Annotated in this window: 20 protein-coding genes, 1 tRNA gene and 1 pseudogene; 8 read left to right on the top strand and 14 right to left on the bottom strand. The window is 65.4% G+C overall.

Annotated features, from left to right (window positions below; genetic code table 11):
* Positions 1 to 54: 54 nt before the first annotated feature.
* The 5 genes from KMZ68_RS01360 to KMZ68_RS01340 all read right to left on the bottom strand — a co-directional run bounded on the left by KMZ68_RS01360 (position 55) and on the right by KMZ68_RS01340 (position 6041).
* The gene (locus KMZ68_RS01360; RefSeq protein WP_215614146.1) at positions 55 to 834 is read right to left on the bottom strand and encodes an SDR family NAD(P)-dependent oxidoreductase; all 780 of its coding nucleotides are present in this window, start codon (positions 832 to 834) and stop codon (positions 55 to 57) included.
* A 257-nt stretch (positions 835 to 1091) separates the two neighbouring features.
* Positions 1092 to 1592, bottom strand: coding sequence for a TerB family tellurite resistance protein (locus KMZ68_RS01355; RefSeq protein WP_215614145.1), 501 nt, complete (start codon positions 1590 to 1592; stop codon positions 1092 to 1094).
* A gap of 127 nt (positions 1593 to 1719) precedes the next feature.
* Positions 1720 to 3132, bottom strand: a complete 1413-nt coding sequence (locus KMZ68_RS01350) for an adenylate/guanylate cyclase domain-containing protein (protein ID WP_215614144.1) — start codon at positions 3130 to 3132, stop codon at positions 1720 to 1722.
* Between the two features lie 46 nt (positions 3133 to 3178).
* Complete coding sequence (locus tag KMZ68_RS01345; RefSeq protein ID WP_249779489.1) at positions 3179 to 4567, bottom strand: cytochrome P450; 1389 nt, start codon at positions 4565 to 4567, stop codon at positions 3179 to 3181.
* Positions 4568 to 4667: 100 nt separating this feature from the next.
* Positions 4668 to 6041 (bottom strand): hydrolase, encoded by a 1374-nt coding sequence (locus KMZ68_RS01340; RefSeq protein ID WP_215614143.1) that lies wholly within the window; start codon positions 6039 to 6041, stop codon positions 4668 to 4670.
* A 153-nt stretch (positions 6042 to 6194) separates the two neighbouring features.
* Between KMZ68_RS01340 and KMZ68_RS01335 the strand changes: the two genes are divergently transcribed.
* Positions 6195 to 7880 (top strand): MFS transporter, encoded by a 1686-nt coding sequence (locus tag KMZ68_RS01335; protein WP_215614142.1) that lies wholly within the window; start codon positions 6195 to 6197, stop codon positions 7878 to 7880.
* Between the two features lie 8 nt (positions 7881 to 7888).
* Here the strand turns inward: KMZ68_RS01335 and KMZ68_RS01330 are convergent, their stop codons facing one another.
* A complete protein-coding gene (locus tag KMZ68_RS01330) occupies positions 7889 to 8098 on the bottom strand; it encodes a hypothetical protein (RefSeq protein WP_215614141.1) in 210 nt (69 codons plus the stop codon).
* Positions 8099 to 8210: 112 nt separating this feature from the next.
* Positions 8211 to 8489, bottom strand: a complete 279-nt coding sequence (locus KMZ68_RS01325) for a hypothetical protein (RefSeq protein WP_249779488.1) — start codon at positions 8487 to 8489, stop codon at positions 8211 to 8213.
* Between the two features lie 328 nt (positions 8490 to 8817).
* Between KMZ68_RS01325 and KMZ68_RS01320 the strand changes: the two genes are divergently transcribed.
* Positions 8818 to 9846 (top strand): polysaccharide deacetylase family protein, encoded by a 1029-nt coding sequence (locus KMZ68_RS01320; RefSeq protein ID WP_215614140.1) that lies wholly within the window; start codon positions 8818 to 8820, stop codon positions 9844 to 9846.
* 102 nt (positions 9847 to 9948) lie between these two features.
* Here KMZ68_RS01320 and KMZ68_RS01315 read toward each other — a convergent pair whose 3' ends face one another.
* The 6 genes from KMZ68_RS01315 to KMZ68_RS01290 all read right to left on the bottom strand — a co-directional run bounded on the left by KMZ68_RS01315 (position 9949) and on the right by KMZ68_RS01290 (position 14889).
* On the bottom strand, positions 9949 to 10209 hold the full coding sequence (locus KMZ68_RS01315; RefSeq protein ID WP_215614139.1) for a hypothetical protein: 261 nt from the start codon (positions 10207 to 10209) through the stop codon (positions 9949 to 9951).
* 272 nt (positions 10210 to 10481) lie between these two features.
* Entirely contained in the window at positions 10482 to 10847 is a 366-nt protein-coding gene (locus KMZ68_RS01310; protein ID WP_215614138.1) for a hypothetical protein, read from the bottom strand.
* 141 nt (positions 10848 to 10988) lie between these two features.
* Positions 10989 to 11064 (bottom strand) — tRNA-Thr (locus KMZ68_RS01305).
* Positions 11065 to 11212: 148 nt separating this feature from the next.
* Positions 11213 to 12940 carry a heme biosynthesis protein HemY gene (locus tag KMZ68_RS01300; RefSeq protein WP_215614137.1) on the bottom strand — a complete coding sequence of 576 codons (1728 nt, stop codon included), beginning with the start codon at positions 12938 to 12940 and terminating at the stop codon, positions 11213 to 11215.
* A 7-nt stretch (positions 12941 to 12947) separates the two neighbouring features.
* On the bottom strand, positions 12948 to 14090 hold the full coding sequence (locus KMZ68_RS01295; RefSeq protein ID WP_215614136.1) for a COG4223 family protein: 1143 nt from the start codon (positions 14088 to 14090) through the stop codon (positions 12948 to 12950).
* A 61-nt stretch (positions 14091 to 14151) separates the two neighbouring features.
* On the bottom strand, positions 14152 to 14889 hold the full coding sequence (locus KMZ68_RS01290; RefSeq protein WP_215614135.1) for a uroporphyrinogen-III synthase: 738 nt from the start codon (positions 14887 to 14889) through the stop codon (positions 14152 to 14154).
* Between the two features lie 135 nt (positions 14890 to 15024).
* Between KMZ68_RS01290 and tsaD the strand changes: the two genes are divergently transcribed.
* The 4 genes and pseudogenes from tsaD to KMZ68_RS26190 all read left to right on the top strand — a co-directional run bounded on the left by tsaD (position 15025) and on the right by KMZ68_RS26190 (position 18163).
* On the top strand, positions 15025 to 16098 hold the full coding sequence (tsaD, locus tag KMZ68_RS01285) for a tRNA (adenosine(37)-N6)-threonylcarbamoyltransferase complex transferase subunit TsaD (protein ID WP_215614134.1): 1074 nt from the start codon (positions 15025 to 15027) through the stop codon (positions 16096 to 16098).
* Between the two features lie 14 nt (positions 16099 to 16112).
* A complete protein-coding gene (locus KMZ68_RS01280; RefSeq protein ID WP_215614133.1) occupies positions 16113 to 17093 on the top strand; it encodes an NAD(P)H-dependent glycerol-3-phosphate dehydrogenase in 981 nt (326 codons plus the stop codon).
* A 2-nt stretch (positions 17094 to 17095) separates the two neighbouring features.
* Positions 17096 to 17509, top strand: coding sequence for an EVE domain-containing protein (locus KMZ68_RS01275; protein WP_215614132.1), 414 nt, complete (start codon positions 17096 to 17098; stop codon positions 17507 to 17509).
* Between the two features lie 151 nt (positions 17510 to 17660).
* Positions 17661 to 18163 (top strand): annotated as a pseudogene (locus KMZ68_RS26190) (AAA family ATPase).
* 1 nt (position 18164) lies between these two features.
* Here KMZ68_RS26190 and KMZ68_RS01265 read toward each other — a convergent pair.
* The gene (locus tag KMZ68_RS01265) at positions 18165 to 19328 is read right to left on the bottom strand and encodes a DNA topoisomerase IB (RefSeq protein WP_215614130.1); all 1164 of its coding nucleotides are present in this window, start codon (positions 19326 to 19328) and stop codon (positions 18165 to 18167) included.
* A 398-nt stretch (positions 19329 to 19726) separates the two neighbouring features.
* Between KMZ68_RS01265 and acs the strand changes: the two genes are divergently transcribed.
* Together acs and KMZ68_RS01255 are read left to right on the top strand one after the other, a co-directional pair.
* On the top strand, positions 19727 to 21679 hold the full coding sequence (acs, locus tag KMZ68_RS01260; protein WP_215614129.1) for an acetate--CoA ligase: 1953 nt from the start codon (positions 19727 to 19729) through the stop codon (positions 21677 to 21679).
* Between the two features lie 276 nt (positions 21680 to 21955).
* On the top strand, positions 21956 to 22468 hold the full coding sequence (locus KMZ68_RS01255) for a L,D-transpeptidase (RefSeq protein WP_215614128.1): 513 nt from the start codon (positions 21956 to 21958) through the stop codon (positions 22466 to 22468).
* Positions 22469 to 22526: the final 58 nt, after the last annotated feature.

The raw sequence follows: 22526 nt of genomic DNA, 5'->3' as shown, positions 1-22526 counted from the left end.
TGGGAAATATAAGCAAATCGCGGGCCAAAGCCGGGCCGGGACGGGGCGCGATTTTCAGCGTTTCCGCAGCTGATAGCGTCCGACCACGGACAGCACAAACCCGCGCGGGAAAAACCGGAGCAGGAATGGCACGATCTTGATGCCGACCCCGGGCAGCACGGCGCGCTTGTTGGCCATCAGCCCGCGGTAGCCGGCCAACGCAACGTCGGCCGGGGAGACGTTCAGGACCAGCGAATCAACTCCAGGCAGAAAGCCCGCCCGCGCCTGAAATTCCGACGGCACCGGACCCGGACACAGCGCAGTTACCCGCACGCCGTGCGGCGCGAGTTCCCCGCGCAGCGCTTCCGAGAACGACAGCACATAGGCCTTGGACGCGTAATATACCGCCATTCCAGGCCCCGGCAGAAAGCTGGCGATGGAACCGACATTGAGGATGCCACCGCGGTGCCGGATCAGATCATCGGAGAACCGCAACGACAGGTCGGTCAGCGCGCGGATATTGACGGCGAGCATGCCGAGCTGTTCGTCACGATCCAGCTTGATCGCGTGGCCGAACAGACCGAAGCCCGCATTGTTGACGACGAATTCGACCTCCACGCCCTCGGCCGCCAAGGCCGCGGCGATCCTGTCGCCGGCATCAGGCTGTTCGAGATCGCAGGCAATCACGATCGGCGCAGCACCGCCGCCGGCGGTAATCTCATCCGCCAGCGTAGCCAGACGATCTGCGCGTCGCGCCGCCAGGGCCACCCGATGGCCGTTCGAAGCAAAAACGCGCGCCAGCTCGGTGCCTATGCCCGCCGAGGCACCGGTAATCAGCGTCACACGCTCGGTCACGATTCAATGCTCTTGGATCAATTGCAGGAAATGCGGCTAAGTCAGGAAACGAGAGCACAGGCTTGAGGTGAGATGCAAGCCATCTGCAAGCATATCGGGTTGCCCAAACGCACGGTGCTGCGAATTGAAGTGCTGTCTTTCGAAGGTTTATTGCGTTCGGCGAGGCCGATTGTCCGGCACATTAAAATTTCGTCATGTCCGGTACCGCCCCAACCCATGTCCAGTGCCGCGCCAACCAATGACCCCCGGGCTGCGCCTCACGATGCCGCGTCTGCAATATCCTGGCCGCCCTCCGCCGTGGGTAGCCTGCCGGCGACACGGTGCTTGAGCTCGATCCGGTCGCGCGAGGACACTCCCAGGAGGTCGGCCGCGCGCCAGACGACGTTATCCTCGAACTCGCTGACCTGACCGTCGGCAAAAACCAGTTCCCACATCATCTCGACGATGCGGAGCCGGCCTTCCTCATCCACCGAGCGCATGATGACGCTGGTGAAATGATAGAGATCGACCGCCTCGCCCTCGACACGGGTGGCGGCCGCGATCAGGTGATCGGCCGAACCGGGATCAAGCCCGAAGCGCCTTTCGATCAGACTGTGCAGCTTGCGCTTTTCCAATTCGGACGGCTCGCCGTCGATCGAAACGACGTGAATCAATAGCGCCGTCGCCGCCAGACGATACCCGGTATCGTCAAACACCCGATCTTCGTGCCCGGCGGAGGAAACGACCTCGGCAATGAATTGGCGTAATCCGTCCAGCATCAATCTCTCTCTACCGAAATCGCGTGAGCCTGTTTCGCCGCATCGGCGGCCAAGGCCAGTATATGGGTCGGAAAATCAACCGACGCAATCCATGCCGGTTCCGGCGAAGCATTACCGATAGGCAATCTCAGGGTATCTCGTAGACCACCATCTTGTCGGCGATGCCGCGCAGCGCGGCTTCCTTCTGGATTGGCCTGATCGCTTCCTTCTCGAGAATCGCGGCAACCGCCGGCGCTTCGATCACCGGCGCCGTGATGTGGATCTCCTGCGATGTCGACAGGTTCTGGACCCTGGCTGCGATGTTGACGGTCTGTCCGAAATAATCCTGTCGCTCGTTGAGCATGACGGCGAGGCACGGACCTTCATGGATGCCGATCTTGACGACGAGGTCCTCGGTCCCGCGCGCGGCGTTGAGCGCATCCATCGCGGCACGCATCCGCAAGCCGGCGACGATCGCGTGCTCGGGCCGAATGAACGTCGCCATCACGGCGTCGCCGATCGTCTTCACGACGGCGCCCTTCTCCGCGGAGATGATCTCCAGCAGCGCACGGAAATGCGCCCGGACCAGATCGAAGGCGGCGAGATCGCCGACCCGTTCGTACAGCGCCGTCGAACCCTTGAGGTCGGTGAAGAGGAAGGTCAGCGACGTAATCTTGAGGCGCTGATCGACGCTGAGATTGTCGGCCTTGAAGACGTCGCGGAAGGTCTGGTTCGAGAGCATCCGCTTGGCGGTAAGGAACGGCTTGCGCTTGCCGATCAGGTGATGCATCGCATCTCCCGCGATAAACACCGACGGCAGCACCCGCAGGTCGGCCTGGTTGTCGAGCGACAGCCGCAGCGGTCCCGGACGCATCGTCCTGGTTCCCCCGGTCGGCGTCGGCGTCTTGTTGTAGACCAGCGACAACTGCTGACGTTCCCTGGTCGGCTCGCCCTGAACGTCGATGAATTGAGCCGAGTGGGTGACCGGCTCGAAGATAATGATGAATTCCTTCGGCAATTGCAGCGACAGCACCGCCTTCTCGCCCGCCGGCAGTTCAATCGTATCCAGCGTCACCTCGTCAGCCAGCGCCGCAACGGATTCCTTGTCGAAATCGACGCCCGAACTCCAGAAAACCTGTTTGTAATATTCCCAGACCGGCAGCGAATTGGGATCATGTGCGGCGATGTGCCTGACCCGCGGGCTGACCGTGAAGGCGACCTCGACCTGCTCGTCGACCGAGGCCTCGTAACCGCAGGCGCAGAGACCGCAGTGATAGTCGTCCGGACGAAGCGATTTCAGCGTCGAATGGGCGCCGAGCACGCCGCCGCAACCGGGGCACAGCACATTCCAGGAAAGGTCGAACAGCCCTAGCCGGGCGGCATGCAGAAAGCCCGAAATCACCTTCTCTTCGTCGAGCCCGCGCCGCTTCGAAAAGTCCAGCACATTGATGCGGTTGAGCTCGTGGTCCTCGCCCTCCTCGACCACATGCTGGATCGCATCGATCACCACGGGATCGGCTGTCTGTCTCAGCAGGGAAAACTGGGCCTTGATGTCGCTCATAACCCAAGCCTAGGGCAGATTGCGCCCCCCTCCAAGCAATGCCTTGTCACCGACGCGTGATGCGGAACATCGGCGAGCGGTCGGGCTGCGTCGTCACCACGCCGATCGGCATCACCGGCGCCTGGTCGACAAGCTCGACCTTGAACGTGGCGATGATCTTGGCCAGCGCCAGGGTGGCTTCGACCAGCGCAAAATGCGAGCCGATGCAGACCCGGGCGCCGACGCCGAACGGCAGATAGGCGAAACGATCGGGCGGTGGCGCAGGCGGCATGAAACGGGACGGGATGAAGGCGTTCGGATCGCGCCAGAGCTTTTCGTGCCGGTGCAGCAGCCATGGTGCGATCAGAACCACATCGTTCTTCTTCACCGGCATGCCCGCGATGGTGTCCGGCGCGGCGGCGGCGCGCGCGATCAGGAACGCCGGCGGATAGAGCCGCATGGTCTCGTCGACCACCGCGCGGGTAAATTTCAGCCGCTCGACATCGGACGCGTCGCTGACATCAGCGCCTTTGACTTCGGCGGCCAGTTGCTCCTGCGTGTCCGGATCCAGCGCCAACAGATACAGCGACCAGAAAAGGGCGGTGGCGGTGGTCTCGTGGCCGGCGAGAATCATCGTCGCCACCTGATCCCCCAACTGCTCGTCGGTGAAGGCTTCGCCGGTTTCGGGGTCGCGCGCCGCATTCATCAGATCGAACAGGTCGCTCGGCGGGGCGCCTTCCTTCTTGCCGGCGGCCCGGCGTTCCGCCATCAGCATGGCAACGAAACCCGTCCATCGCTTGCGGAAGCGGGCGCGGGAGAAATCCTGCGGACTCGGCCAGTTCAGCGGCAGCAGCAGGTCGAGAAAATGCGGCCGCGCCAGCCGCTCGCCATATTCCATCACGAAATCACGCAACGCCGCGCCGTGGCGATCCATCCCGAACGAAAACATCGTGCGCCCGGCGATCTCGAGCGTCATCCGCTGCATCGCCTCGCGCAGATCGACCGGCCCGCCGCTGGCTGCGCCGAGCTTCGCAATCGTCTCGTCCGTCGCCGCGACCATGTGCGGAACCAGCGTTGCGACTGCGCGCGGCGTAAAGGCCGGCGCCAGTGTTCTGCGCTGATGCTTCCAGGCACGGCCTTCGGCAATCAGCAGGCCTTCGCCCAGCACCGGGCGCAGCACCCGGATCGCGGCCGGCGTGCGCACGTAATTTTCGTAATTGTCGACCAGTACATGACGGATCGAATCCGGCGTGTTGAGAATGAAGCTGGAGCGCCCGAAGAAGCGGCCGCGGATGATGTCCTCTTCATAGGCGCGCTGCCCCCAGGTGCCGATCACGCTCTCGCGCATCGCCATCATCCGCCCGAACACGGTCATGGTATCGGGCGCGCGCGGCGGGCTCGGCGGCAGCAGCGGCCGATGCGCAGCGAGCGTGTCCCAAGCTTCGGCTATGCTCACTTAGGCCTCGCAGTTCTGACGGGCCGTCGGCCCGCATGGCGTCGCTCACAGGCCCCCATCCGGGCGCCATGAGGCGCGCGGATCGGGTCAGATCAAACAGCTAGTAAGTGAACTCGGCGAGCGCAATCCTGTTTTCCGTTGCCGGCCACGCCCGCGCGACGATCCGCTCCTCGTTGAACTGCGCCGCAACGGCACGCCCGGCCTCCGCGGCCGGAAGCCGCAAGGTAGCGACCGAGTCAGTCGGCACGCCCGGCTTCACATCCGCCGGCTGCTTGCCGTCGAACAACACCACATCGCGCGGCAGGCCGAAATAGCCGCGCGGCCGCGACATCAGCACAACCGCGCCCACCCCCGCGTCGGCCGGCCCCAGCGGCCGGGCGGCGCGCAGATGCACGACGTCGGAAGAGCGCGGAAACGGCGAACGGTAGAAGTGCGTGGTGGTCGAACCGGCTGAGATGAGCACGATCTCGAGGTTCCAGGACGGATCGACCTTGGCCGGCCCCCAGCGCCCGTCCGCGCCGGTTTGCGACGAATGAAGCGGGCCACCCAGGCGCTCGCCGGTATCGGGCGACACGCGATGCACTTCGATCGTCGCGCCCGCCACCGGGCGGTTGGTTTGCACGCCGCCCGGCGTACCCGTGACCAGTCCGCTCAGTCTGACCTCCGCTTCCGGCGCAATTGCGATCCGGTCCGGCTCGCGGCCGGCGATGAATTTGAATATCTCGCGGAACGCGCGCGGATGAAACGCCGTCTCGCGATGATCGATCGCGCCGAGCACGAGATTGGTGGCGCCTTTCAGCTCCGGGCCCTCCGGGGTGACGCCGGTCGGCGTGCCCGGCTTGCCGACGAAGCGGCCGTCGGCTTGCGCATATTTGTCGATGCCGTCGCTGCGCAGCGTCAGGAACGCGGTGCCCGGCGTCACTTCGCTGTCGCCGTCGTTCAACCCGCGCAGGAACGGACCGCGGCCGTTGAACTCGTTGCCGAGGTTCTGCTCCCAGTCATAGACGCCGTGATTGGGAACGCCGCACAGCACGGTATGGCTGACATCGGCACCACCGCCGTTCTTCACGTAACTGCGAATCGGATTACCGCCGCGTGAATTGCCGACCAGCGCCACCCGCGGCGCACCGGTACGGCGTTTCAATTCCTTTATCGCCTCGCCGAGTTCGCGGCGCTGGTCTTCCGTGGACGAGCGATTCGGTTGCTCGACCTTGTCGTCGGTTCGCGCCAGCGGATCGGTGAAATTGATCGCCAGCATCCGGTCGCGCGGAACACCGTTCGATTCCATCCGCCACAGCGTGGTGATCCACAGCGCAGCATGGTCGCCATTGCCATGCACGAACAGGATGGGCGGAACCTGGGTCGCGCCCGGGGCAGCCGGCGCCGCCTGCGCAAAAGCTGAAAGCCCGAAATGGCCGGCTGCCAGGGGCAGCACGCTGGCCCCTCTCAGTAGTGTCCGCCGCGATATGCCCATTTTGTCTCCTCCCCCGATTTTCTGGTACTTTAGCCATCCTGTGTGACCGCTGATAGCGGCTTGACCACTGGACAGCGAAGGACTTTCGCAGGCATCACTGCAAATCGCGGGGAATCAGGGGGCCGGCCGCGACCGGCGCTTGTGGAACGGGCCATGACGGAACCGCCGAAACGCTCGATGTTTGCTGGGGACGGCGTGGCGGCCCCGCTGCGGCATGCGGTGTTCCGGCGAATCTGGCTCGCCAGCCTGCTTTCCAATCTGGGGCTCCTGATCCAGGGCGTCGGCGCCGCCTGGGCGATGACGCAGATGACGTCGTCGGCCGACAAGGTCGCGCTGGTGCAGACCGCCCTGATGCTGCCGATCATGCTGATCTCGATGCCGGCCGGCGCCATCGCCGACATGTATGACCGGCGGGTCGTGGCGCTGGTTTCGCTTTCGATCGCATTGGTCGGCGCGACGGCGCTGGCGGCAATGGCGTGGCTCGGTCTGGTCACGCCGAACGTTCTTCTGCTTTTCTGTTTCATCGTCGGCAGCGGCATGGCGCTGTTCGGACCGGCGTGGCAATCGTCTGTTAGCGAACAGGTGCCGGCGGAGAATTTGCCTGCCGCGGTGGCGCTGAACGGCATCAGCTACAACATCGCGCGAAGTTTTGGTCCGGCCATCGGCGGCGTTATCGTCGCCGCCGCGGGCGCGGTCGCGGCCTTCGCCGTCAATGCTGTGCTCTATCTTCCGCTTCTCCTCGTGCTGTTTCTCTGGCGTCGCGTCAGCGAACCGTCGCGGCTTCCCCGCGAGCGTCTCAATCGCGCGATCATATCGGGCGTACGTTACATCGCCAACTCGCCCTCGATCCGCATCGTGCTGGCGCGCACGCTGGTGACGGGGGTGATCGGCGGCTCGGTGATGGCGCTGATGCCGCTGATCGCCCGCGATCTGCTGCATGGCGGCGCGCAAACCTACGGCATCATGCTCGGTGCATTCGGCATGGGGGCGGTGATCGGCGCGCTCAATATCGGCGAATTGCGCAAGCGGATGAGCGGCGAGGCCGCCATCCGCGCCTGTACGCTTTCGATGGCGGGCGCCATCGCCGCGGTCGCGCTGAGCCGGCAACCGGTGCTGACGGCGGCCGCGCTGGTGGTAGCCGGCGCGGTTTGGATGGCGGCGGTCGCGCTGTTCAACATCGGCGTGCAGCTCTCGGCGCCGCGCTGGGTCGCAGGCCGCTCGCTGGCGGCATTCCAGGCCTCGATTGCCGGCGGCATCGCGATCGGGAGCTGGGGCTGGGGACATCTGACCGACCTGGCCGGCGTGGAAACCGCGCTGCTGGTTTCCGCCGCGATGATGTTTGTCTCGCCGCTGCTCGGCCTGTGGCTGCGCATGCCGCCGGTCGGCGCGCGCAACGAGGATGCGGAGGTTCTCGCCGACCCCGAGGTGCGGCTTTCGCTGACCGGGCGCAGCGGGCCCTTGGTGGTCGAGATCGAATACCGCGTCGCCCAGGACAACGCCCGCGCCTTCCACAATGTGATGCAGGAAGTCCAACTCAGCCGCCAGCGCAACGGCGCCTATGGCTGGTCGATCGCGCGCGACATCGCCGATCCGGAATTGTGGACCGAGCGCTATCACTGTCCGACCTGGCTCGATTATCTGCGTCAGCGCAGCCGCTCGACGCAATCCGAACGCGCGCTGCACCAGCAGGCGATGGATTTTCATCTCGGACCGGATCCGGTGCGCGTCCGCCGCATGCTGGAGCGGCCGTTCGGATCGGTGCGCTGGAAGGAAGACACGCCCGACCGCGCCGCGAAAGAGGTGTTGCCGGTCGCAACGGCGGCAGGCGGCAGTACCTGATTAAAGAGTTACTGCCCGTGACTCGCCAGCACCTGCTGGCAACCCTTGCTGAGCCGCGCGCGGTTCTGTTTCAGGCACGCCAGAACGACCTGGTCGCCGTCGTTCAGATGGGCCCGGCAAAACCGCGAGGCATCGCGCGTACAGGCGTCGCCGCCCTGCTGCGCCGAAGCCGCTGAAGCGATCAGAACGAGCGGAATGACGAAGAGAAATCTGGTCATGGTGTTACGCCTACCCGGTCATGAACTGGCTGCGTTCTAATGCGCTCGAACCGGCGCCGCAACGTGTTTTGGGACGTTGCGGCGATTGCGAAGGCAGGCGCGGAAGCCTCGATTACTCCGCGGCGACCTTGTTCGATTTCTGCGCCAGATCGCGGTCCATCACGGCCCGGCAGCCGGTGGAGAGGCTGGCGCGCTTCTTGAACATGCAGGCGGTGATCTTCGGGATGTTCGGGATCTCGTCGCTGCAGAGGCGGAACGCGTCGCCGGTGCACATCTGCTGCGCTTCGGCGCTGAAGGCGAAGCTCGAGGTCGCCGACAGTGCGGAGAAAGAGACCGCGAAGGCCAGCACAAAACCGGCGCGACGGATGGTCCTGGTCAGGTAAGCGGTCATTGTCGGCTCCCTTTGGCCCGGCTCAGCGGGCCCGTTGTTGATACGCAGACACTGCCTGAACGCCGACGCGGCCGCTGTGACGTCGGTCACACTGCAAAAATCCTGCAGAAACCCCCGTTTTCCCGGCCGTCGCAAGCTGGTCCTGATGACGATACGGCGCTTCCGCCCGCCGGTTTCATCGGCGAGCCCGCCTCCGGGCGACGCTTCGCCGCGGGCCTTGGGGGCAAAAAAGTTTCGCCCGGCCAGCCGTCGTTGGTGGGTCGTTAAGACCTCGTTTGCATTAATGGCCCCTGCGCAAGGTGTGGTGAATTTTCTGGAAAGTGTAACGATGCGTAATGCGTTGGGCCTGATGCTGGCGAGTGTTGTTTTGGCTGTTGTCATTGCTGCCGTGTGGTTCTGGACCTCTTCGCCGAAGGCGGATGCGGCGGCTCCCCAGACCGTCAATGCCCGGAAGGCCGAGCCGCTTCCCGTCGCCGCGGCCAAGCCGAGCCAGCCGCGCGAGGACGTCGAGGTCACCGCCGCCCTCTCGGCCCCGGTTCCCGCCAAGCCTGCCGTGCCGGTGCAGCAAAAGACCAACTGCGCCAATCCGGATGCGCTCGGCGTCAGCCGCGTCGTGGTCGTCGACACCACGGGCGGTCCGGGCTTCGGCTTCCAGCAATTCAAGCAGCTCGACTTTCTGACCGACAAGGAAGTGGTGCTGACATTCGACGACGGCCCGTGGCCGACCACGCCCTCGGTGCTGAAGTCGCTCGCCGAGGAATGCACCAAGGCAACGTTTTTCCCGGTCGGCAAGCACTCCACCTATCATCCGGAAATTCTCAAGCAGGTCGCCGCCGCCGGCCACACCGTCGGCTCCCACACCTGGTCGCATGCGCATCTCGACAGCAAGAAGCTGACCGAGCAGCAGGTCAAGGAAGAGGTCGAAAAGGGTTTCAGCGCGATCAAGATGGCGCTGGGCGCAGCGCCCGCGCCGTTCTTCCGCTTTCCGGGACTGCAGCACACCCCGGCCTCGGTGGACTATCTCGGTTCGCGCAATATCGCGATCTTCTCCTGCGACGTCGACTCCTTCGACTTCAGGGCCAAGGACCCGGCGCAGATCGTCACCACCGTGATGACCAAGCTCGACAAGCAGGGCAAGGGCATCATCCTGATGCACGATCTGCAGAAGCACACCGCTGCAGCCCTGCCCACGCTGTTGCGGCGGCTGAAGGCTGGCGGCTACAAGGTCGTGCAGATGAAAGCCAAGGTGCAGCTCGAAACCATGGCCGAATACGACGCAGTCCTGGTCAAGGACATGAAGCTGCCGGCCGTCTCCAGCCGTCCGGTCGGCAGCGTGGTGCAGACCGTTACGGAATAGAGCGTTTTCCAGCGAAGTGGAGACCGGTTCGCGTCAAGAAAACGCGTCAAATCAAAAGTCTGGAGCCCCGTTCCGATTCCATCGGAACGGGGCTCTAGTCGCTCAAGCTTTCGGGGCGCAGGCCGATTTGCTCTTCACGGTCTGCACCGGAACTTGCGACTGCGGCTGATGGTTCGAGCTCGACACCGACGATTTGTCCGCGCGGATAAATTCTTCCCAGGCGAGATCCGACGACCAATTCAGGTACCAGACGACGGCGCCGGTCAGCGCGAGCAAGACGAGAACCTGGACGAGCAAGGTTCGAACGATCCCCGGCCAGTCGAAATTGAGGTTCATTTTACTCTGATTGCCAGTTGGTGACACGGATGCCTCCCACGAGCGGGTTCATTCGCACCGCGTATTAGCTCGGCTATAAATTTTCGATGTGAACTGCTTCACAGGTCACGATTAGTTCAAGACCGTCGCGATCAAGTCACGCGCGGGTGATGGCTTATTTGTGTAGTCATCGCTGCGCGCGAGAGCCATCGCGATGGAACCGGCGGGTCGCTGCGAATGCAAATAGACGCAGCGGAACAATCCGGAGCGGTCAGGAACCGGATTGCTTCGCCTGCGCCTGCGATGATGGAATTGAGGGCTTACCAGTAGATGCCGTGGCGATGCAGTTCGCGGATCACGCGCGCTTCGGTGGTTTCGCGCCTGCGCTTCGGCTTTTCAACCCTGGTCGTCTGCGTGCTCTTCTCGGCGACGGGTTTGCTCGATTCAACCTTCGGCGTTTCGGTTGCGGTGCCGACAGCCGCAGGCCGCGCGACAAATTTCGGTGCTTCGGTAGCGGCCGGAGCCTCGGCGGCTTTCGGCGTCTCGACCGGTTTCTGCTCGACGGCCGTGGGCTGCTCGGCCGCGGCCGGCTGATCGCTCGATGCCAGCGTCAGGCTTCGCATCTCGCCGGCTTGAGCGGACGCGGATGCCAGAACCACGGCGGCGATCAAAATGAGTTTACGCATGCGAAGTCTCCCGTGTTTGAGCGTCAGGGGGAGACTAGGCCCGGCGGAAATGCGGTTATGTGAGGTGGATCACGCAGTAGCCGTCAGACGCAAGGCAGCGCCCAACGATGCTTCCAGCTTCTTCGGATCTGGGGGAAAGACTGGTGCCGCAAACAGGACTCGAACCTGTGACCCCGTCATTACGAATGACGTGCTCTACCAACTGAGCTATTGCGGCGGACCAAGCGGCGCGTTCAGAAACGGCCTGAAAACGCCCGCACCTGATATCGGGCAGCGCCCGATTTGGCAAGAAAAACGCGGCCTTGCGAGGGCCGGTAGCGCCCCGGATCAAGTCCGGGGGCATGCTTCGCTCGAAAATGCTCTGCTTAGCTGCCCCAGCGGGACAGGAACCCGCGCCAGCCGCCGGCCTGGCCCTGCGCCGGGCCGATTTGTTCCGCGAATTCGTCGCTTGCCGCCTCGTCGTCGATCCCGGGATCATCCGGCGCCCGAAGAATCGGAATCACCTGGGGGACGCTGGAGGGGACGGTTTTGGGAATGTCCTGACGCGCCCGGAACAGGGGCGCTGCCGCCACCGGCGCGGGTTCGGCCGGCGGCGGTGGCGACGGGGCGGGCACTGGCCCCGCCACAGGCGAGGCCGGTGGTGGAGCCGGGACCGCTTCGGCTGCCGGCGCCAAGGCCGGCGAATTATCCTGCGCCGCGGGCGGCCCAGTCACCTCGGCGGGGGTCTCGCGCGGCGGCTCGACGCGCCGTGGCGGCGCGAGCATCTCTTCCTCGAGCCTTGCGGATTCGATCGCGGCGCCCTGGTCGGACGGCAACGCCGCCAGCGGCGTCTGCCATTGAAAGGCATCGAGCCGGCCGGACACCGGCGACACCGGCCGCCAGCGATCGCTGACATAGCCGTCCGCGGTCCACACCGGATCGTGCATCGCGCGCACCGCGCGCAGGGTCCAGGCCCGCGCCCGGCCGCTGTCGCCGTGTTCGGTCCGCTCGATCTCCGCCATCAGCATCGCCACCCGCTGCGTCGGCGCGGCGGTGAACGGCGCCAGGACTTCGCGGGCGCGGGTAAATTCCGCGGCGTCGATCGCGGCGCGGGCGATGGCGAGCGCGCTCTCGATATGGCCCGGCGCTTTCGCGGCCAGCGTCTCGATCCGCACCAGCCGCTGCCGCGCGGAATCCCCGAGCTTCACATGCGCGTAGGCATCGGCCAGATCGGGATGCGGCTGCGCCAGCCAGGCCGTCTCCACGATCCGCATCGCACGCCGCACCTGATGCGCCTCGCTCTCGTATTTGCTCGCCAGCACCGCGGCCGGCACCAAAGTCGGCGCCAGCTTGACCGCCTCCTTCGCGCTCTCGCGCGACAGGTCGCGGTCGGCATTCTCAAGTTCCAGCGCGCGCGCGGTCAGCAGCACGCCGCGCTGACGCTTGTACGCGGCCTTGTCGATCAGGCCCGAGGCGAGATTGTTGTCGAGGATGGTCAGCGCGCCGTTCCAGTCGGCCTTGGCGCAGCGGAATCCCAGCACCGCATGCGATGCCCAGGTCGATCCCGGCGCCAGCTTCAGCGCCTCTTCGGCGATCATGACGGCGGCGACGGGATCGTCGGCGCGCTGCGCTTCGATGAACAGCCCGCGCAGGCCCAACAGCCTCGTGTCCTCGCGCTCGGCCATGGCGCGGAACGCGCGTTGCGCGCCTTCGCGGTCGCCGTCGAGCTGCGCCGATTGCGCGTGCAAGAGCAGCGCCAGGGGATCGTGCGCGGCATGGCGGCGCGCGACATCAGCATGGAGGCGAGCCGCGGCGGCATCGCCGTGGCCGACAGCAAGCAGCCCGCGGGTGATGGCATGGCGGCCGCGCGCCTGACGGCGTTCGCGCCGGCTGTGCCTGATCCGCGCCGGCATACGCCAGAGCCCGCGCAGGATGGTCCATGCCAACACGGCCGCGACAATGACAATGCCGAGCGCCAGTGCGAATACCGGCAGCGAGGTCGCGACGCGCCAGCCGCCCCATGACAACACGACGTCGCCGCCCTGATCGGCAACCCACGCCGCGCCCGCGGCTGCGAGCGCGATCAACACCAGAAACAGAATGATCCGATACATCGGTGTCCTATTGCGCCGGTTTGGCGAGCGCCGCCATGGCGTCAGCCGCGAATTGACGGGATGCGGCCAGCGCCGCATCCCGCGCATCTGCTTTCTCGAGCCAGGCTTGCGCCGCGGCGCGGTCACCCGGCGCCAGCGTCTTCAACTCGCGCCTCGCCCCGGAGAAATCGTTGCGCAACGCCGCCGCGGTGACCCGCGCGACGACGGCGCCGCGGTCGGTGCCGGCAGCATCGGTGCGTTCGATGCGGACGAGCTTTGCGGCGCCGGCCTGCAGGCGATCGACGATGCCGGTACCGGTGGTGGAGTTCTCCGGCGCCGGCGGCGACAGCTTTGGCACCAGCGTCAGCAGCTCACGGCTCAGGCTGGCGGCGTTCGGCACCCCCGAAGCCGCAAATCCCTCGAGCGGCTTCAGCGCATCCGGACTGGCCGCGAGCGACTTCGCCGCCGCCAGCGCAGTGGGATAGGGGTCGCCGATTCGAACCAGAACATCGAGCAGGGCAGCCGCCACGATGCGGCGCAGCGGCACGTCATCGGCAGGCTTGCTGCTTTCCTGCGCGATTGCAGCGCTCTGTGCCCGCGCCGCGCGCTCGATCTGCGCGATACGTTCGTTGACCGCGGAAAGATCCACCTGGGGAGCGGGTTCGCGCGGAGCTGATTTCGCATCGTTGATTGCCGAAGCCAGCTTCTCCGACTGCGCGCGCTGGCTGGCAAGTTCGCTGCGCAGCGCGGCGAGCGATTTTTCCAGCGCTTCGGCGCGAGCGGCGGCAGCGGGATCCGGCGCGGCCGCCGCCGGTTTGCTGATTCTGGATTCAATGCCGGCGATACGCGCGGCGAGGTCATCGACGGCGGCGGAATTGACGGCGGAATTGACTTGGGGCGCCACAGGCTGCGCAGCCTGGGGCCATCCCGCGAGCCAGGCCACGGCGATCACCAGCGCTGCGGCAGCGGCGCCGGAAACGGCTGCAACGACCGCAGCCGAAATCGCCGCCACTGAAAGCCGCGGCGACGTTGGTTTGGGCTCCTCGGCCGCGCCGGTACTGTCAGCGTCGCCCGATACCTCGGTCGCCTCGAGGTCGATGGTCGGCGGCGCGCGCTTGGCGCGACCTGAATCGGGCGGCGCTCCGATATCTTCGGGCCTGTCATCGGCCATTATGACGGTTCCTCATCAGTTGCAGCGAACGTGACCAGATTCGCATATCCTCTTACTCCGATCAGGCTCGCAAAGCACGCTCCAGCGCCTCGAATAAGGCATCCTCATCCGGGGTTACCGCCACCACGACCTGCGTGGCCCCGGCCTCGCGGACCACGGAGGCCACGGCCGCCGAGATGCAGCATTGCACGATCGACAGCGCCGATATCTCCACCCCATCCGCCCGCGCCGCATCCAGGAAAGCGCGCGCGCTACGCCGTGAATAATGCAGCACCGCCTCGATCCGGTTGGCGGCGAAGGCATCGCGCACCTCCCGCGGCAGGCTCCCGACCGGCACCATCCGGTAGGTCGTCTGCGTCACCACCCGCAAGCCGCTTTCGCCGAGTTCGCCGGCCAGATCCCGGGCTAGATCGGCGCCGGCAAGATACAGCAGGGTCGAGGCTTTTTTCAGCTCCTTCGCCTTCACCCTTGCACGCACGAGGTCGCGCAAGCCCGCCGCGTCGCCGCTGGCCGAGATCACATGCGTGAACCCGGCGCTCCGGGCGGCGTCCGCGGTATGCTGTCCCACCGCAAACAGCGGCAGCTCGAGCAGCCTGTGGCCCTTGAGATGGTGCTCGATGCTGCGCACCGCGCTGGCGCTGGTGACGATGACCGCGCTGTAGCGCGCGTCCATATCATCGTGGAAGGCCACCGGTTCGAACCGCAGCGCCGGCGCCTGCAACACCTCGTAGCCCCTGCCGCGCAAGCTTGCTGCGGTGGTCGCATCGTCCGGGTGCGGGCGCGTGACTAGAACGGCCATATGTCAGATTCTCTGCCCCGGGCGTTCTGCATCAACGGATGATTGCACCTGACGACCTCGTAATGCTAACCGGAGGATAGGCAAACGCCGCTTTGGCCGATAGCGCAAGGGCTCAAATTGGATAACGACTCGCGAATGCTGGTGCTGGGAATCGAGACTACCTGCGACGAGACCGCTGCCGCCGTGGTCGAACGCTCAGGCGATGGGTCGGGGCGCATTCTGTCCAACATCGTGCGCTCGCAAACCCAGGAGCATGCTGCCTTCGGCGGCGTGGTGCCGGAGATCGCTGCGCGCGCCCATGTCGACGTGCTCGACGGCATCGTCGGCAGCGCGATGAAGGAAGCGGGCGTCGGCTTCGCAGAGCTCTCGGCGGTCGCGGCGGCGGCCGGGCCCGGGCTGATCGGCGGCGTGATCGTGGGGCTGACCACCGCGAAAGCCATCGCGATGGTGCACAATACGCCGCTGATCGCCGTCAACCATCTCGAGGCCCACGCGCTGACGCCGCGGCTGACCTGCGCGCTGGCGTTTCCCTATTGCCTGTTCCTGGCTTCCGGCGGCCATACCCAGATCGTCGCCGTGGTCGGTGTCGGCAACTATGTGCGGCTCGGCACCACCGTCGATGATGCCATGGGCGAGGCCTTCGACAAGGTGGCAAAAATGCTCGGCCTGCCCTACCCCGGCGGACCGGAAGTCGAACGCGCCGCCAGCGGCGGCGACGCCAAGCGGTTCGCCTTCCCGCGGCCGATGCTCGGCCGCCCCGACGCCAATTTCTCGCTGTCGGGCTTGAAGACCGCGGTTCGTAACGAGGCGAGCCGCATCAACCCGCTGGAGCCTCAGGACATCAGCGATCTCTGCGCCGGCTTTCAGGCAGCGGTGCTGGAATCGACAGCGGACAGATTGAGCGTCGGCTTGCGGCTGTTCCACGAACGGTTCGGGCCGCCGCGCGCGCTGGTCGCGGCCGGCGGCGTCGCCGCCAATCAGGCGATACGCGGCGCGCTGCAGGACGTCGCCGCGAAGGCGCAGACCACGCTGATCATTCCGCCGCCGGCGCTCTGCACCGACAACGGCGCGATGATCGCCTGGGCCGGCGCTGAGCGTCTGGCATTGGGCATGATCGACACCATGGACGCCGCGCCCCGGGCGCGCTGGCTGCTCGATGCCAATGCCACGGCGCCGGCCGGTTTCGCCAATACACGCGCCGGCTTCTAGGCGGGAGCCTGACGATGTCAGCATTCAAATCTGTGGCCGTGATCGGCGCCGGTGCATGGGGGACGGCGCTTGCCGCCGTCGCCGCCCGGGCCGGGCGCGAGGTCGTTCTCTGCGCGCGCGACGCCGCGATCGCAACGCAAATTCAGTCGACGCGCGAAAATCGCCGCCTGCCCGGCGTGCGTCTCGACGCCGGCATCAAGGTCATCGCCGATCTTGCGCTGGCCGCTCGCGCCGACATTGTCCTGATCGCAACGCCGGCGCAGAATTTGCGCGCCGCGGTCAAGGCGATTGCGCCTCACCTTGCCAAGGCGGCGCCCGTGATCGCGAGTGCAAAGGGCATCGAGCGCGGCACGCACAAGTTCATGACCGAGGTGATTGCGGAGGCCGCGCCCCAGGCGATGCCGGCGATCCTGTCGGGGCCGAGCTTCGCCGACGACGTGGCGCGCGGCCTGCCTACCGCGGTGACGCTGGCGGCGAAGGACGAAGCGCTTGCGAGTGAATTGGTGCAGGCGCTGGGGTCTTCGACCTTCCGGCCCTATCACACCACGGATGTCCGCGGCGTCGAGATCGGCGGCGCGGCGAAGAACGTGCTCGCCATCGCCGCCGGCATCGTGGTCGGCCGCAAGCTCGGCGCCTCGGCGCAGGCGGCGCTGACCACGCGCGGCTTCAGCGAGCTGGTACGGCTCGGACGCGCCTGCGGCGCACGCAGCGAAACCATGGCGGGCCTCTCGGGCCTCGGCGACCTGATCCTGACCTGCTCCAGCGCGCAGTCGCGCAATTTCGCGCTCGGCGTGGCGCTCGGACGCGGCGAAGGCCGGCCACCCGATAAACTGGCCGAAGGCGAGTTCACCGCGCCGGTTCTGATCGAACTGGCGGCTTCGCAAAATGTCGATATGCCGGTATCAAATGCGGTCGCGGCGATCTTGAGCGGCAAGGCGACGATCGACGCAGCAATCGAAAGCCTGCTGACGCGCCCGTTCAAGGCGGAGGGATGACAATGGCGTACTGGCTGGTGAAATCGGAACCATCGGTCTGGTCGTGGGATCAGCAGGTGGCAAAGGGCGCCAAGGGCGAAGCCTGGACCGGCGTGCGCAATTTCACCGCGCGGCAGAATCTGGTGAAGATGAAGAAGGGCGACCGCGCCTTTTTCTATCACTCCAACGAGGGCAAGGAGATCGTCGGCATCGCGGAAATCATCAAGGAAGCCTATCCGGATCCGAGCGACAAGACCGGCAAGTTCGTCTGCGTCGACATCAAGGCCGACAAACCGTTGAAGACGCCGGTGACGATGGCCGCGATCAAGGCCGACAAGCGCCTGACCAAGATGGCGCTGGTGAAGTATTCCCGGCTGTCGGTACAGCCGGTGACATCGGACGAATGGAAAATCGTCTGCACGATGGGTGGGATGTAGAGTCGCGCTAAGTACCTGATCCGCCAATCGTCGTAGCTCCCAGGCATCAAATTGGAGATGCGGCCGCCCAAATATCACCCGGGTGTTATTGACAGCCTATTATATCCGGGTAATATAGCCGGATCGAAATCAGAAATGAAGGAAGCCCCCGATGGCTCCGGCTTTTCATCTGGTGTGCGGGTCAACCGGCGCCGGCAAGACCACCTATGCCCTGGACCTGGCCCAGCAACTCAACGGCATCAGGTTCTCGATCGACGAGTGGATGGTCGGCCTGTTCGCCAAGGACAGGCCGGAGCCGATGCCATTCGACTGGGTAGTGGAGCGGGTCGAGCGCTGCGAGCAGCAGATCGGCCGGATGGCGGTCCAGTGCGCGCGCGCCGGTGCGGCACCGTGCTCGACCTCTCGTTCCTGCGCGCCAGCAATCGCGCGAACTTTGCGGCGCTGGCCGACGAGGCCGGGTTTTCCGTGGTGCTGCATTTTCTCGACGTACCCGCGGAAGAGCGATGGAACCGCGTCCGGGGCCGCAACGAGACCCGCGGCGAGACCTTCTCGCTCGACGTTCCCAAATGGATGTTCGATTTCATGGAGAAGGTCTGGGAGCCGCCGACACCGGCGGAGATGCTCGCCTATAATGGCGAGTACGCCGCCAGCTAGATCAGGCCGCCGCCGCGGTCACCACTTGCGCCAGCAGCTGCTCGCGTTTCGATTGCGAGCGATAGCCCTTCATGGTCGCGGCGAAGCGCTCGAGGATGCCGTCCTCGAACGCGGTGACGATGGTGTCATGGACATAGCTCTTGCGGCAGATCGCCGGCGTATTCGACAATTCGTCGGCGGCGGCGCGCACGGCATCCAGCACCTGCTTGCGCCGGCCGCGGGCGCTGGCCGCCGGTGAAATCCGCGACAGCGATTCCAGCACCACGGCCGATGCCATCAGGGTGCGGAAATCCTTCAGCGAAATCTTGATGCCGGCGATCTCGCGCAGGAACGCATTGACCTGGGTGGTGGAAACCGCGCGGACCGTGCCGGAATTGTCGCGGTACTGGAACATGCGCTTGCCCGGCACGCCGCGCAGGATGCCGATGGCGCGCACCAGTTTGGCGGCATCGCATTCCTTGCGCACGGCCTTGCCGCCCTTGGCTTTGAAGCTGAGCACGACGCTATCGTCTTCCAGCGTGACGTTGGATTTCAGCAGCGTGGTGGCGCCGCGGGTGCCGTTCAGCCGCGCGTAGGATTCGTTGCCCGGACGGATCGCGGTGCGCGCGATCAGCTCGATCACCGCCGACAGCGCGAATTCACGGGTCGGGGTGTCGCCGGAGAGGTGCATCGAGACGTTGCGGCGGATCTTCGGCAAAGCCCCGACCAGCCGCGCCAGCCGGTGGGCCTTGCGCTGTTCGCGAACTTTTTCCCAATCGGAATGGTAGCGGTATTGCAGCCGGCCCGCGGCGTCGCGGCCGACGGCCTGCAGATGCGAACTCGGATCGGGCGAGTAGCGGACCTCGGCATAGGCCGGCGGCACCGCCATCGAGTGCAGGCGCCTGATGGTGCCGGCATGGCGGACCGCCGTGCCGTTGGCGCGGACGAATGAATAGCTCCTGCCGCGCTTGATGCGGCGAATGGTGAGTTGGTTCTGGTCGCCGAGCCTGAGGCCCAGCTCCTGGGCGAGGGCCTCCACAGAGGCCGTCTTGGCGACCGTCCCGGCATTCGTCTTGGGCGCGATCTTCTGCGTGGGCTTAGGCATCTGCTCCAGCGCCTGCGACAGCGCAACGGCAGGATCGGCGGAAACGGGCCGCGCAGCCTCGAAATTCTGCTGATCCATCATGACTTTAGACGCCTTACTCCAACTGTTGGTCCGGTATTGCCGTTTATCGGTCTTTCGTTCCGGAGGGGCGCCCGGGCCCCGGGGAGGCCATTTAGGGGGTAATGGCCGCGAGCGCCAGCCCATCCCTTGCGCACTGTGGTTTCTGGATACCGTTCGACGTGGAATGGGCGCCATGCAGAGGATTTTTGACTAACGGAAAACGCGATCGTGAAGGCTGCCCGGGTCCAGCCGGCACCCCACCCCGGTCCGGCCGGAGTTTTGATCCCGCGGCGGCTGTAGACCCACCTAAGGTCCTATTTCTTCCGCTTGTCGGTGCCGGTAGGTCCACGCATAATTAGCGCAACAAATGACGGCTTTGGTGCTCGCGTTCACTGGCCGCAGGGGTGGAGGGGTGAAACATGTCCGAGAAGATTTACGACGTATCCGCTGAATGGGCCAAGCGCGCCTGGATCGATGACGCCAAATACCGCGAAATGTATGCGCGCTCGGTCAGCGATCCCAACGGCTTCTGGGGCGAACAGGCCAAGCGCATCGGCTGGATCAAGCCGTTCCACAAGGTCGATAACACTTCCTTTGCCCCCGGCAACATTTCCATCAAATGGTTCGAGGACGGCGTCCTCAACGTCGCCTGGAACTGTATCGACCGTCATCTCGAAAAACGCGGCGACCAGACCGCCATCATCTGGGAGGGCGACGATCCCTCGCAGTCGAAGCACATCACCTATCGGCAGTTGCATGACGAAGTCTGCAAGATGGCCAACATCCTGCGCACCCGCAACGTCGGCAAAGGCGACCGCGTCACGATCTACCTTCCGATGATCCCGGAAGCCGCCTACGCGATGCTGGCCTGCGCGCGGATCGGCGCGATTCATTCGGTGGTGTTCGCCGGCTTTTCGCCCGACAGCCTCGCCCAGCGCATCACCGACTGCCAATCCAGGATCATCATCACTGCCGACGAAGGGCTGCGCGGCGGCAAGAAGGTGCCGCTCAAGGCCAATGTCGACGCCGCGATCGCCAAGGCCGGCGACGTCGATTGGGTCGTCGTCGTCAAGCACACCGGTGCGGCCGTCAACATGAACCCCTCGCGCGATTTCTGGCACCACGAGGCCGCCGAGATGGTGACGACGGAATGTCCGTGCGAGCCGATGCACGCCGAGGATCCGCTGTTCATTCTCTATACCTCGGGCTCTACCGGCCAGCCCAAGGGCGTGCTGCACACCACCGGCGGCTATCTGGTGTTCGCGTCGATGACGCATCAATACGTGTTCGACTATCACGACGGCGACATCTACTGGTGCACCGCCGACGTCGGCTGGGTCACCGGCCACAGCTACATCGTGTATGGGCCGCTGGCGAATGGCGCGACCACGCTGATGTTCGAAGGCGTGCCGAACTATCCCGACAATTCGCGGTTCTGGAACGTCATCGACAAGCACAAGGTCAACATCTTCTACACCGCGCCGACGGCGATCCGCGCGCTGATGCAGGGCGGCGATGCGCCGGTCAAGAAGACCTCGCGCAAGTCGCTTCGATTGCTCGGCAGCGTCGGCGAGCCGATCAACCCCGAAGCATGGGAATGGTATTATCGGGTCGTCGGCGACGAACGCTGCCCGATCGTCGATACCTGGTGGCAGACCGAAACCGGCGGCATTCTGATCACGCCGCTGCCCGGCGCCACCAAACTCAAACCAGGTTCGGCGACCCGGCCGTTCTTCGGCGTGGTGCCCGAGATCGTCGATGCCGACGGCAAGGTGCTGGAAGGCGAATGCACGGGCAACCTTTGCATTGCCAAGTCCTGGCCGGGGCAGATGCGCACCGTCTATGGCGACCACGCCCGCTTCGAGCAGACCTACTTCTCCACCTACAAGGGCAAATATTTTACCGGCGACGGCTGCCGCCGCGACGCCGACGGCTTCTACTGGATCACCGGGCGCGTCGATGACGTGATCAACGTCTCCGGCCACCGCATGGGCACCGCCGAAGTCGAAAGCTCGCTGGTGGCGCACGCGCTGGTCTCGGAAGCCGCCGTGGTCGGCTATCCCCACGACATCAAGGGCCAGGGCATCTATGCCTATGTGACGCTGATGACCGGCACCGAGCCGTCCGAGGCGCTGCGCAAGGAGCTGGTGGCGTGGGTGCGCAAGGACATCGGCCCGATCGCGTCGCCCGATTTGATCCAGTTCGCGCCCGGCCTGCCGAAGACCCGCTCCGGCAAGATCATGCGCCGCATCCTGCGCAAGATCGCGGAGGATGAACCCTCGAGCCTCGGCGACACCTCGACGCTGGCCGATCCCGCCGTGGTCGACGATCTCGTCGCGCACCGCCAGAACAAGAAGGACGCCTCGCCGTAGACGCGCGGTCGGGGCGGCATGCGAGCCTGCGGTCGCGCCTTCGCGCGCCCGTTGGCTCGCGCGCCGGCCGTTTCCCGGCGAGTGTTGTTTTCAAGTCATTTACTTTGTTCGCAACATTTTCTTTGTTCCCCCGCATTGAACGAGCCCCGGGCCCGGCGTGGAAACGGCTTGGTTAAGGCACGCGGTTAAGAATGCGTGGGCAAACCGGCGTTTTGGACGGGCTTTGAAAGATTTGACGGCCCCGCAGGGGGTGTCCGAGACAAAGTGGAGAGATTGATGTCGTTGAGGATTGCGGTGGCGCTGGCGGCCACCATCGGGGTGGGGACCCTGTTGTCGACGGCGGCCGAGGCGCGGCCGGACGTCGTCGGTTTTCGCGGCGATTATTCGCCGGGAACGATCGTGGTGAAGACCCATGAACGCCGGCTCTATCTCGTGGTCGATCAGGGCCGCGCGGTTCGCTATCCCGTCGGCGTCGGCCGCGCCGGCAAGCAATGGGCCGGCACCACCCGGATCGACGGCAAGTACACCAATCCGGCCTGGTCGCCGCCCGCCGAAGTCAAGCGCGACAAGCCGTCGATGCCGAGCGTGATCCCCGGCGGCTCGCCGCGCAATCCGATGGGCGTCGCTGCGATGACGCTGGCCGGCGGCGAATACGCCATCCACGGCACCAACATGCCGGGCTCGGTCGGCGGCTTCGTCTCCTATGGCTGCATCCGCATGCTGAACGCCGATATCACCGACCTCTATCAGCGCGTCTCCGTCGGCACGACCGTCGTCGTGACTCGCTGAGCCGATCCAAGGGATTTGAGAATGCAAAGAGCCGCGCTGCTGTGCGGCTCTTTTGTTT

Origin of the sequence: Bradyrhizobium sediminis (genome assembly GCF_018736105.1) — a bacterium.
In the GTDB taxonomy this organism is placed as follows: Bacteria; Pseudomonadota; Alphaproteobacteria; order Rhizobiales; family Xanthobacteraceae; genus Bradyrhizobium.
Note: the sequence above shows the minus strand (reverse complement) of the source record. Positions and strands in the feature narration are given on the sequence as shown.